Origin of the sequence: Armatimonas sp. (assembly GCF_031410135.1) — a bacterium.
Lineage (GTDB): Bacteria > Armatimonadota > Armatimonadia > Armatimonadales > Armatimonadaceae > Armatimonas.
This window is the reverse complement of record NZ_JANNYP010000575.1, coordinates 1-11,176: the sequence shown is the minus strand read 5'-3', so window position 1 is coordinate 11,176 and position 11,176 is coordinate 1. Positions and strand designations below refer to the sequence as shown.

Here is an 11,176-nt window from a genome sequence, read left to right as displayed (position 1 = left end):
CGGGTCAAGTTTTGCGTCATGTGACTGCCTTAAACCTTTTGCAACAACGTATTCTTAAACTGCTGGATTCTTTGCCAGAGGTGTACATTCGCCTGGTGGAGCAATCTGTTTTACCGCCACAAAAAATGAGCGAACCATGAGATAAGACACAAAGGCTGTGGAATTCTACTCCCCAAGTGCCCAGTTTCGCTGCGCCTCGGGGGAGAGAGTGCTTGCCTCGCGGCGGAGTGCGGCTATCTCAGAGTCGGGGATGTTGCCCTCGGTGACAGTGCGGGTGAGCCACGACTCGATCTCTTGGGCAATGGGCGAGCGCACCTGTTCTAGAAGGGAGATGGAGACAAGATAGAGCCGAGCTGCCTTACGGAAGTCCTGCTGGTTCTCCGCCACCTCACCGATATTGGCGAACATAAAACCAAGCCCGAGTGTATGCCGAAGCGACTCGTAGTGTGGGATCGCCTCGCGGTAGTAGCGTGCGGCCTTCTCCCACTCCTGGCGCTCAAAGGCCAGCACCCCCAGGTTATTGAATGTCTCGGCTAGCCCACGGCGGTCATGCAGCCCTTGACGCAGGCGCAGGGCTTCGGCGAAGTGCTGCTCAGCCTCTGCCGTACGCGCATCACGGCGCTCCAGTACCCCAAGGTTATTCTGGACAATGGCGATCCCCACCTGATCCCCTACCTCCTCAAAGTTCGCAAGCGCGGCGAGGTACTGTCCTCGCGCCTCAGAGAAGTCCCGATCCTGCATGGCCGCCTGTCCTAGGAGGTTCTGGCCTTGTGCTTGGCCGAGCCGATCTTGGAGACGCTCACTAATGGCCATCGCTGCCAGCACACACGCCCGGTTCTTCTCCGACTCTTTGAAGTCTGCGTGGAGTCCCGCCCGTTCGCGTAGGAGCTTGGCGTGAAGGGACTCGGGTATCGCTCCCCCCAGCCCAAGCTCGATGGCCTCGACGGCATCACTGAGAAAGCCATGGCGCTGCAGGAACATGCCATTGACCAGAGCGAGCTCCCCCAGAAGCAAGCTGTCGCCCTGCTTTTGGGCAAGCTCCAGCGCGGTGCGGAGGTTGATAGACTCCTCTTCGAGCTCGGCCAAGGCCTCAACCTCATCGGCCCGGCGGAGCTGCTTGAGGTGCTTCTGCGCTAGCGAAAGAAAGAACTCTGCGTAGCGACGGCTCACCGAGGAGATATCGTCGCCTTGCCCCTCCCACTTCTCCGTTGCATACTCCCGCATGGTCTCCAGGAGCCGGTAGCGTGTCTGCTTCTCCTCCTGCTCCGCCAGAACCAGGTTCTTATCCACGAGGCTCGTCAGAAGATCCAGAACCTCCCAGTCCTCAATGCTCTCGTCCGAGCAGACCGCCTCCGCCGCATCGAGTATCCAGCCACCCGCAAAGAGGGAAAGGCGATGCAGAAGCAGCTTTTCCTGGTCGTTGAGCAAGTCATAGCTCCAGTCAATAAGGGCACGGAGCGTCTGCTGGCGCGGCAGTGCGGTCCGGCTCCCTCCGGTCAGAAGGCGAAAGCGCTGATTGAGCTTGCCGTCGATCTCCTCAACCGAGAGGGAGCGTAGGCGTGCGGCGGAGAGCTCCAGAGCCAGTGGGATGCCATCCAGACGGCAGCACAGCGACGCGACCGCCTTGGCATTCTGTGGGGTGATCTGGAAGTCGGGGCGGGTGAGCCGGGCACGATCCAAAAAGAGCTGTACCGACTCGAACTGCTCCAGAGCCTCCGGGGTATGCTGGCGGTTGCGATTGGGCAGCGAGAGCGAGGGAACACGATAGGTCTGCTCACCGAGAACCCCCAGTGCCTCGCGGCTGCTGGCGAGCAGGTGCACACTCGCACACTGCCGCACCAGCGTCTCCGCTAGGCGAGCACAGGCATCGATCATGTGCTCACAGTTGTCTAGGATGAGCAGGAGCTCTTTTCCCTTCAGGTACTCCACGAGGAGCTGCTCGGCAGGCACTCCGGGTTGCTCCTTGGCTCCCAGAGCCCCAATCACTGCCTGAGACACCTGACTCGGCTGGAGAGTGAGGCAAGCTCGACAAGCCAAGTACCATCGGGGAAGCGCTCAAGTAGCTCGGCCGCGACCTGCAGGGCAAGACGGGTCTTCCCTGTTCCCCCGGCACCCGTTAGCGTTAAGAGTCGTGTCTGCCCCAAGAGCTCGCGAACCGCGACCGTCTCTTTCTCTCGTCCAATGAACTGTGTGACCTGCTGAGGAAGGTTATTGGGATGGGTAGAGAGCGAGCGTATGGGAGGGAACTGAGAGGGGAGCTCGGGGTGCTCTAGCTGGTAGATATGCTCCGGGCTTGCCAGGTCCTTGAGCTGGTGCACTCCCATATCTCGTAGCGATGCACGCTCTGGCAGGTTCGTCACAACGAGCGAAGAGGTATTCTGCGAGAGGAGCGTCTGGCCTCCGTGCGCCGTCGAGAGAAGCCGTGCGACCCGGTTGAGGGGAGGACCGAAGTAGTCGTTGTCACGGCTCTCGACGGGGCCGGTGTGGAGCGCCATGCGAACTCGGATGGGAGTATGTTCGGGCCAAGTCTCAGACGCTAAGGCGGCCTGCGCCTCCTTCGCCGCCGCGACGGTATTTACGGGGTCATCAAAGACCACACAGAAGGCATCTCCCACGGTCTTGAAGACCTGGCCTTGGCGGTGCGAAACAACTTGGCGAAGCAAGGCATCGTGCCGAGCAAGCGCAAGCCGCATCTCCTCAGGAAAGCTCTCCCAGAGCCGCGTACTCCCCTCGATATCCGTAAAAAGAAAGGTCAGCGTCCCCGAAAGAAAGGGAAGAGGGTCACCTGGTTGGCTCATGTCTTCCCTATTATAGACTACTTGTCCAGTGCTTCTAGCGAGCGGCCTTTGGTTTCGACAATAAAGGGAAGCAGAAACAGCCCCACAATCGGGACACAGCCGACAATCACTAGGGCTTTGAAGGCGGCGTCGAGTCCCTGCTGGGCAATTAGCCCCACCAGAAACGGCCCAGCGGCGGCGATGATGCGCCCGATGTTGTAGGTAAAGCCCGCTCCCGTGCCGCGCAGGCGTGTGGGAAAAAGCTCCGGGAGGTAGTAGGTAAAGCTCCCAAAGACCCCAAAGACCGTCAGCCCAATCGGAAAGTAGCCGTAGAGGCGTGTCGCGCCCTCCCAGGGGAAGGCGAATGTCCCGATAATACTCGCCGCGCCTAGCACGAAATAAATCGCAAACATCGTCCGGCGGCCTAGAAACTTGGCGATGGGAACCGTGAGAAGTGTCCCGATCAGTCCACCGAGGCAGAAGCTCACCAAGGCGATAGACTTCCAGCTCTCGACCAGTGCCTGTGTCGCAGGCTTATCCAGCTCTTGGAGCTTGGCCTGTGCCCCCGCCATCTGCGAGGCGATCACGGATGCGAACGTATTGCAGCTCCACCAGGTGATTAGTGCGATCAGCGCCATCGCCATCCCACCGAGTGTGGAGCGGCGTAGCTCCGGCGTGAAGAGCTCGGCAATGCTGGGGCTTTTCTTATCGCTTGCTACTTCTTGCCACTTCTCCGGCTCCTTGATAAACATGCGGAGCGCAAACGCCACCAGCGCGGGCAAGAGGCCACAGGCAAAGACCCAGCGCCAGCTTGTCTCCGGGCTGTCTTTGAGCAGGCCGCCGACAATATAGAAGCGCATGGCATCCGCCGCAAGCAGGCCCAGTGGCGCTGATGTATAGAGAAGTGCCCCCGCCTCGACACGGCGCTTCTCAGGAACCACTTCCGCCACCATCGCCGCGCCCGCCGCCCACTCCCCGCCGATCCCAAAGGCCACAAACACGCGGCAGAGTAGCAGCACCCAGATATTGGGCGCCAGCGCACACAGCGCCGTCCCAACCGAGTAGAGCAGCATCGTGAGGAGCAGCGTCTTGGTGCGTCCGAGCTTATCCGTGATGCGCCCAAAGAGCACGCCGCCAATCGCCCAGAAGATCAGCAGCAGCGAGCCCATGATCCCGTTCCAGTAGGGCACCGACGCCTTGGCTTCGGGGCTCCCAATCGCTTGCCCAAGAAGTACCGGGATCGCCTTATCCGCCACCAGAGCATAGAGAAGCCCGTCGAAAATATCAAAGCCCCACCCCAGCCACGCGGCAAAGAGCACGGTCCACTGATAGCCATTCATGTCCAAAAAACGACGCTGTCCGTTCATGTGGGCCATTATAGCCGAAAGTCAGGTCAGTGATATAATTTTGAGCATGACCACTGCCTACCGTGAAGAGACAATCGTTGCCAAAGAAGGCACCTTGCTTCTGAAAAATCTGCCCTTTGTCGAAGGGGATGCCGTCGAGGTCATCGTGCTCTCCCGCCCTACTCCCAAAGCAAATCTCTACCCCTTGCGTGGCACGGTTCTGCGTTATGACCGACCTTTTGCCCCTGCGGTTGAGGCAAGTGAGTGGGATGCTGAGCAATGATTGTTCTGGATACCCACATTTGGATTTGGTGGGTAAATGGGAGTCCTGAGCTAACTGCCGAGTTAGAGGCACTACTGCAATCACATCAAGCAAGCGGTTTGGGAGTTTGTGCTATTTCTGTGTGGGAAGTTGCAAAGCTAGTGGAACGTGGCCGACTTACTCTGTCTGCCCCTATCACTGATTGGATCGCAGAGGCGCTGAGCTATCCCGGTGTTCAACTTATTCCCTTGACACCCGAGATTGCAATTGAATCTACCCTTCTTCCCCAACCATTCCATCGTGATCCCGCAGATCAACTGATCGTTGCTACTTCACGTGTTTTGAAGGTGCCACTTCTGACAAGGGATCTCGCCATTCAAGCCTATCCCCATGTTGCTCTGGTTACTCAGCCATAGCGCACAAGCGGAAGTTACGAACGGTTTGGCCAGGAAGGGCTTGCCAGATGTGGCGCTCGGGAATTTGTAGAGCGGTGAGGGGGCCGCTGCGGCACGCGCCGGTGTCGATTCCGATGCGGAAGTAGTCGTCCTCAGGCTCGGCTGTCGGGGTGTGGCCATGGATGGTGATGCGGCCTGAGAGATCGGGGTTGTCTAGGAAATCCCAGCGTGTCCAGAGGAGAGTATCGGGGTGAGTGTCTTCGACGGGCTTGCCCGGCGTGGTTCCAGCGTGAACCCAGACGCAGTGGGCCAGCTCAGGGAAGCGCTCGATGGGGGCTTTCCAGTAGGTCTGGAGCAGCGAGAAGTAGCGGGCGAGGTCGTCGGGGCACTCGCGCTTGAAGCACTCGGGCGGGTCGCGCTCCCAGCTCTTCATTGTCTCGATCCCGCCGTTGCGAAACCAGTCAAAGTCGTCGTAGACAATGCGGCAGGGATGCTTTCCCGTGAGATAGGCCGCCGCCATGTCTTCGTGGTTGCCCCAGAGTAGCACGGTTCTGTCGGGAGCCGCATCGTGCTCGGCGAGCAAGCGATTTACCACCCCGCGTGAGTCCGGGCCACGGTCAATGGCATCGCCCAGAAAGACCGTGACATCCTCCGGCCCACGAGGAAGCGCCGCCAGCAGCGTCTCCAGACGCGCGCCCATCCCATGAATATCGCCGATTGCCCAGACGGATGCCATTAGATTAGTTTACTTTCTCGTTGGCGATCCGCAGACAAACACCTTCTGGGGCTGCCCAAAAGCTAAACGCCCTCTCGTAAACTTGAACGGGATAGAGTAGCACAGCTCTCCCTGAGGAAACATGCTCAACTCCAGCTCCGACGCACCCGTATCAATGAGCAATGCGTATTTTGTGCCTTTGAGTGCTTTGAATTCGTTTAGCGCTGGGTACTCGTACAAGCGGTAGCGTTTGCGAAGGGGGGAGGCCTTCGGAAGGAGGACGAATTTATCGTGATGAATTAGGAAGCACCGAACTCTGGCACCCGCAGGGACGCGAAAGCGACTGAGTGCTTCCCTTGTTAGGCTTTCGATTAGGTCGTGGTGTGCCTCGTTTTTCATCCGATTCCCTCTGATTATAGCACCAGCGCCTGAAGTGTGGGCAGGGCGAGCTCCCACTGCTGGCGGAAGCTGTCGTAGTGCTCAGTGCGCTCCGTCTGAAGGCGACGGCGCAGAACCGTGAGGCTCTCTCGCTCGCGCCGACGGGGGCGAAGGCGGCGCTTTTTCTCAGACTCTAGCCCACGGAGCCAGATGCGGAGAATATCCAGGTCGTGAATCGTCCCCAGCACGGTTTGCAGCGCTGCGACAGACTTCCTAAGCGCCTTCTCCGTCTCGGGGAACCGGCTGAGGGTGAAGCGCAGGCGCTTGACGGCGATCCGCAGCTCATGAAGCTCGGTGATGTTTTTCGGGTCGCGGATAAGTTCATCGAAGCGCAGGGCATTCTCGGCGGCGAGGCTTATCTCAGCCAAAGTCGCGGAGGGCTCTTCGGTCGCCACAGTAAGCAGTGCACTCTGCGCCTGACTGGCTTGCTGGAGCCACGCGCGGCCCGCCTTGCACCGACGAACCCCCTTCATGGCCTGCGTGCGTCGCTTCTCCAGAACCCTCAGCGCGAAGGCAAAACCCAGGTGCTCTTCTTCGGTGGCGGTCGTCTCTGCCTCTTGCAGAAGCTCTTGCTGAGCATCCAGATCGCGCACCACGCCTAGCGACCTAGTGAGGGCTTGGGTACTGTCGAGCAGGCGCTGCCGTAGCTTTTGGGGGAGCATCGCCGTGGCAAGAGGAAGCGCCACCCGCAAGCGCCGCCCCGTCGTCCGCGCCGTCTTCACCGACACCGGATCGCCTCTCTGTGCCAGAGGAAGCGCCGTACTCAGCCGCTCTAAAAGTATTGCGATAGGTTCCATAGAGCAGTGTACCTTAGTTGACCACTCTTCCTTTTTTGCGAGGGGGTTGGAGCTGATGGCAGGGGCTAACCATGCCAAAGCTTTGAAAGTAGGTGTAGCAAGGCAGTGGCTCTGCTGGAGTCTACCTTTGACGAGGTGACGAGTGTACTTGTCTTGCCGAGCAAGTATCATCGTTTGCTTCGGACGACCAACTCGCAGGAGCGTCTGAATGAAGAGATTCGCCGTCGAGACCGAGTCATCCGGATTTACCCCAACAGAGCAAGTAGCGAGCGACTGTTGGGCGCATTTCTTATGGAATTCGACGAAGCAATGATGACGGGAAAAGTTTACACCAACATGGACGATTATTATGCTTGGCACGCTTCACGGGAGGCTTTGCTCAAGACAGAGGGCTCTGTTGTTGCTTTTTCTGAGGTGCTCTTGACGGTGGCTTAAGCCGCTATCCAGCCGCTTTTGAAAGCGAAGCTACCAAGCTTCGTGGGCGGCAAAGCCGCCTAGGGAGAGGGAGCCGAAATTACACCAAAATATGGACTTGACACCCCGTTTTGACGGGGTAGTCTATCTCCCAAAATGGGGTCAACCCCGTAACTCCTAACAAATTCTAAACAATGTAAGACGTCCCCTCGTCGCTTGCCGACGAGGGGACGTCTCGATGGTCGTGGGGTTTAGCCTCTGCCTACTTCCAGTTCCCGCGGGTGAAGTCGGGGAAGGTGATCCCGGCGTTGCCTTTCTGAATGGACTCCTCCGAGAGCGGGCCGGGGGCGCTCCACGCAGCGGCATCGTAGCAGTTCATGTCTGGGGTGAGGCCACTTTGGTAGCACTCAATTAGGCGGAAGTTCATGATGTAGTCCATCCCGCCATGGCCCCCGAGCTTGCGCGCCAGCTCTCCCTCACGCTGCCAGAGCAAATCTTCGTACTGCTTGTAGACCTCCGTACCCACAAAGTCCTCGCCGCCTTTCTGGCCCTCGATATAGAAGCGCGCCGGGTAGTCCATGAAGATTCCCTTGCTGCCCTCAATCACGTTCAGGCGGGAGTAGGGGCGCGGGAGCGTAACCGTGTGTTGGAGGATAACCGTGCGGCCTTGGGCAGTCTGGATCAGGCTGGTGTTCATGTCGCCGCAGGCGTAGGTTTCCTTGCGCTTGGGGCTATCGGCGGGCACGTGGGAGTCGCGGTACTCGGCGAGGCCAACGGACTTGCTGCTCATGGAGACGAGGCGGGTGAAGCGATCTCCGCTGTGTACGCCCATGTACTGCGCCACCGGGCCGAGGCCGTGGGTAGGGTAGAGGTTGCCATTGCGCTTGATGTGCGGGACGCGCCGCCAGAGTCCCTCGCCCGAGTCGGCCAGCAACAGGCCGCGCAGGTCATGGTTGTAGGCCGCTTCTCCGTGCAAGAGCTCGCCAAAGAGGCCCTTCTTGCACATATTGAGCACCATGCGCTCCGTGTAGCCGTAGCAGCAGTTCTCTAATTGAATGCAGTGCTTGCGGGTGCGCTCGCTGGTGTCTACTAATTTCCAGCAGTCGGCGAGCGTGGTGGCGGCAGGCACTTCCACGGCGGCGTGCTTGCCGTGCTCCATCGCGCAGACCGCCATCGGGACGTGCCAGTCCCAGGGCGTGGCGATATAGACGAGGTCAATATCCTCGCGAGCGCAAAGCTTCTCGTAGTCCTTCTCGCCCGCGCCGTAGACCTGAGGCCGCTTCTGACCCGCTTTCTCGGCGCGGTTAGCAAAGCTCTCCGCACGCTGAGCGACCACATCGCACGTCGCCTTGATCTCTACGTCTTTAATGTTGAGCAGGTCGTTGAAGAGCCCACCACCGCGCCCGCCGCAGCCGATAAACCCGATCCGCACCACCTCGCGCTTCTCAAACGGCACGTCCCGCATCGTCGCCGCTGTTGTTGCCGGAGCCACCGTCGCCTCCGCGCTCACACCGATTGCCGTCGCCACGCCCACTGTGGCTGCACTCTTAAAAAGATCTCGTCGCTTCATACTGTCCTAATTCCCGCTAGAGGCATTTATTTCCTGCGTGCCAGGTGGGCTTTGAGTAAAGTGATTATCACAGTGTTATGCTGCTTCTCCGCGATCTGAAGGGGAGTATCACAGCTACCTGATGAAAGGGTCAGATCAGCACCATGTTGGAGGAGGTAGATCACCGCATCGGGCTTGTTGCAGTAAGCTGCCATTCCTAGTGGGGTGCTATGGCCTTCAAAGTCCTTGCCATTAGGATTGGCACCAAGCGCCGTGAGCTGTCTCATACGGGACAGATCACCCCGAGCCGTGGCTGAGACCATCTCCTCATTGAGAAAGATGGAGCCGATACTAAGCAAGACAAGCCCAGTAGGAATGGTAAATACTGCTAGCAGGGTTTTTAGCGTTTTACGTGACATCGGAAATATCTCCAGGAGGTTCAAGGCGCTTCTCTGCCGCATTATATCGGCATGGAAAAGATTCGTGTGGGAGTTTTGGGGCTGGGGCGCAGTGGCTATGGCATTCACTGCAAGGCGTTTGAGAAGCTGAGTGATTCCTATGAGCTGGTTGCGGTGGCGGATATCAATGGCGTGCGAGCGGCGGAGACAGGCGCAGAGCTGGGTGTGACTGCGGTAAATTCTGTGGAGGAGCTGGTGGCGATCCCGGAGATCGAGCTGGTCGTGGTGTCGAGCTACAACCGGGATCATGCCAAGAACGCGGTGACCGCGCTGGAACACGGCAAGCACGTGGTCTGCGAGAAGCCGTTTGGGCTCAGTGTGGCCGAAGTAGACGCGATGCTGGCGGCGGCAAAAGCGGCGGGGAAGTTTGTGGTGCCGTTCCAGAACCGGCGCTACGAAGACAGCTACGTGAAGGTTAAAGAGATTCTCGCTAGTGGCGTGCTCGGGAAAGTGGTGCACATTCGGATCGCGCAGCACGGCTTTGGGCGGCGCTGGGACTGGCAGACCCTCTCCGAGTTCGGCGGCGGACAGCTCCATAATAACGGCCCGCATATTCTTGACCAAGCACTGGGGCTCTACGAAGCCTGTGGCGTGGACGATGTGGAGAGCTTGGAGGTCTGGAGCGATCTGCGGGCGACACTCTCGTCGGGGGACACGGCAGACCACGCGCGTGCGACTTTACGCCACCCCGATGCGTTCACGCTGGACATTGAGTTCGCGGCGACTTGCCCCTACGGTCAAGACAAGTGGCTGGTGATGGCCACCTCGGGTGGGCTACGCGGCACGAGCAACAAGCTGGAGTGGAAGTGGGTGGACTGGAGCGCACACCCCGAGCGCCCCGTGCAGTGCGCCTCAACCCCGGATAGGAGCTACAACCGAGAAGACTTGGTCTGGCAGAGTGCTAACTACGACTGCACCGAGAGCTTCGAGCGGCTCCAGGGGAGCTTCTACACGGATCTCTGGCACTCCGTTCGTGAGGGCGCTCCGCTCTCTGTGACCCCTGAGAGCGTCCGGAAACGCATTCGGCTTTTAGAGCGGATTCGGGGCTAACCCAGCCACGCGCCTTGGGCTCGCAAGCGGCGCTGTAGCTCCGCAGTGTCCACACTCCGCACATCGCCGCTCTCAGGAAGGCTGAGCGCGGCGGCGAGTCCGGCGGCCTCACCGGTGGCAAAGGCGTAGGGCATGACGCGGGTTGCTCCCTGGACGGCGCGCTCTGCAGAAAGGCAGCGGCCCGCGACCAGCAAGTTCTCGATGCCTTTGGGAATCAGGCAGCGATACGGAATCCCATGGCTCTGTCCGGCAGGCAACGAGTACGAGCGCTGTGCGCCATCGGTGACGGACTTTGCGCGTGCAGCGACGTCGGTGGTGACGGCGTGCAGGTCAATAAAGTAGGCGCACCGGGCAATGTCATCTGGGAAGCTCCGGCAGGAAAGATAATCGTCCAGAGTCAGCGTGTACTCCCCGACAATCCGTCGCGACTCGCGCACCCCGATATGCGGCCCGCTGGAGACCAGCTCAATGCTCTCTTGGCCAGGGACATAGCGTCGAAGAAAGTCCATTAATTTCACAATCACTTTTCTGCCCTCACGCTCGGCAGCACTCACCGAAATCGGATCGGTGGCATCGTAGCCGTAGACATGGCCCAGATTGCACCCGGCGACCGTCTCGCTCTTAAAGCTCATCCCCACCAGCGAGCTATCGGGCAGCGTCCAGTTCCCCTCGGCTTTTGCTTTCTCCACAAGCTTTGCCAAGTACCCATCGCCGGTTGCATAAACGTACTCTAAATACTTACTTCGCGAGCCGCCCGCCACCGTGAAGCACAGCGTCATCCCTTGCGTCTGGCCGTTTTCGTCGCCCAACTCAAAGGCACACCCGGCCCGTGCGGCAAGATCGCCGTCGCCCGTGGCATCAATAAAAACGCGGGCTTTTGCAAGCGAGAGCCCAGCTTTGTTGGCGAGCACCAGCCCCTCCAAGCTCCCCTCTCTTGCCTTTAGGTGAGGGAGGGGCGGGGGGGTGGGAGAGGTG

General features: G+C 59.5%; 11 protein-coding genes and 1 pseudogene. 4 read left to right on the top strand and 8 right to left on the bottom strand.

From position 1 onward, the window contains the following. Positions 1–165: 165 nt before the first annotated feature. Genes RMO15_RS21255 through RMO15_RS21245 form a run of 3 tightly spaced genes read right to left on the bottom strand, consistent with a single transcriptional unit; the run spans position 166 to position 4,144 of the window. Positions 166–1,986 (bottom strand): tetratricopeptide repeat protein, encoded by a 1,821-nt coding sequence (locus RMO15_RS21255; RefSeq protein ID WP_309716781.1) that lies wholly within the window; start codon positions 1,984–1,986, stop codon positions 166–168. Then, positions 1,983–2,798, bottom strand: coding sequence for an adenylate/guanylate cyclase domain-containing protein (locus RMO15_RS21250; RefSeq protein ID WP_309716778.1), 816 nt, complete (start codon positions 2,796–2,798; stop codon positions 1,983–1,985). Before RMO15_RS21250 ends, RMO15_RS21255 begins: the two co-directional genes overlap by 4 nt. A 17-nt stretch (positions 2,799–2,815) precedes the next feature. Then, positions 2,816–4,144 carry an MFS transporter gene (locus RMO15_RS21245; protein ID WP_309716775.1) on the bottom strand — a complete coding sequence of 443 codons (1,329 nt, stop codon included), beginning with the start codon at positions 4,142–4,144 and terminating at the stop codon, positions 2,816–2,818. Positions 4,145–4,190: 46 nt separating this feature from the next. Between RMO15_RS21245 and RMO15_RS21240 the strand changes: the two genes are divergently transcribed. Together RMO15_RS21240 and RMO15_RS21235 are read left to right on the top strand one after the other, a co-directional pair. Beyond that, complete coding sequence (locus RMO15_RS21240; protein WP_309716772.1) at positions 4,191–4,406, top strand: hypothetical protein; 216 nt, start codon at positions 4,191–4,193, stop codon at positions 4,404–4,406. Continuing rightward, positions 4,403–4,801 carry a type II toxin-antitoxin system VapC family toxin gene (locus tag RMO15_RS21235; protein ID WP_309716770.1) on the top strand — a complete coding sequence of 133 codons (399 nt, stop codon included), beginning with the start codon at positions 4,403–4,405 and terminating at the stop codon, positions 4,799–4,801. Before RMO15_RS21240 ends, RMO15_RS21235 begins: the two co-directional genes overlap by 4 nt. Here RMO15_RS21235 and RMO15_RS21230 read toward each other — a convergent pair. Beyond that, entirely contained in the window at positions 4,788–5,516 is a 729-nt protein-coding gene (locus RMO15_RS21230) for a metallophosphoesterase (RefSeq protein ID WP_309716767.1), read from the bottom strand. The two genes, RMO15_RS21235 and RMO15_RS21230, sit on opposite strands and share 14 nt — an antisense overlap. A 392-nt stretch (positions 5,517–5,908) precedes the next feature. Next, a complete protein-coding gene (locus tag RMO15_RS21225) occupies positions 5,909–6,730 on the bottom strand; it encodes a CHAD domain-containing protein (protein ID WP_309716764.1) in 822 nt (273 codons plus the stop codon). 99 nt (positions 6,731–6,829) lie between these two features. Here RMO15_RS21225 and RMO15_RS21220 point away from each other — a divergent pair. Beyond that, positions 6,830–7,165 (top strand): annotated as a pseudogene (locus RMO15_RS21220) (transposase); the annotation flags it as partial. A 241-nt stretch (positions 7,166–7,406) separates the two neighbouring features. On the opposite strand, the gene RMO15_RS21215 reads toward RMO15_RS21220, so the two are convergent. Both RMO15_RS21215 and RMO15_RS21210 read right to left on the bottom strand, forming a co-directional pair. Then, positions 7,407–8,714 (bottom strand): Gfo/Idh/MocA family oxidoreductase, encoded by a 1,308-nt coding sequence (locus RMO15_RS21215; protein WP_309716761.1) that lies wholly within the window; start codon positions 8,712–8,714, stop codon positions 7,407–7,409. Positions 8,715–8,740: 26 nt separating this feature from the next. Continuing rightward, positions 8,741–9,112: an ankyrin repeat domain-containing protein gene (locus RMO15_RS21210; protein ID WP_309716758.1), complete on the bottom strand. Its 372-nt coding sequence runs from the start codon at positions 9,110–9,112 to the stop codon at positions 8,741–8,743. Positions 9,113–9,163: 51 nt separating this feature from the next. Between RMO15_RS21210 and RMO15_RS21205 the strand changes: the two genes are divergently transcribed. Further along, positions 9,164–10,201: a Gfo/Idh/MocA family oxidoreductase gene (locus RMO15_RS21205; protein ID WP_309716755.1), complete on the top strand. Its 1,038-nt coding sequence runs from the start codon at positions 9,164–9,166 to the stop codon at positions 10,199–10,201. Here the strand turns inward: RMO15_RS21205 and RMO15_RS21200 are convergent. After that, a partial coding sequence (locus RMO15_RS21200; RefSeq protein ID WP_309716752.1) for an FAD-dependent oxidoreductase occupies positions 10,198–11,176 on the bottom strand: 979 nt, incomplete at its 5' end. The two genes, RMO15_RS21205 and RMO15_RS21200, sit on opposite strands and share 4 nt — an antisense overlap.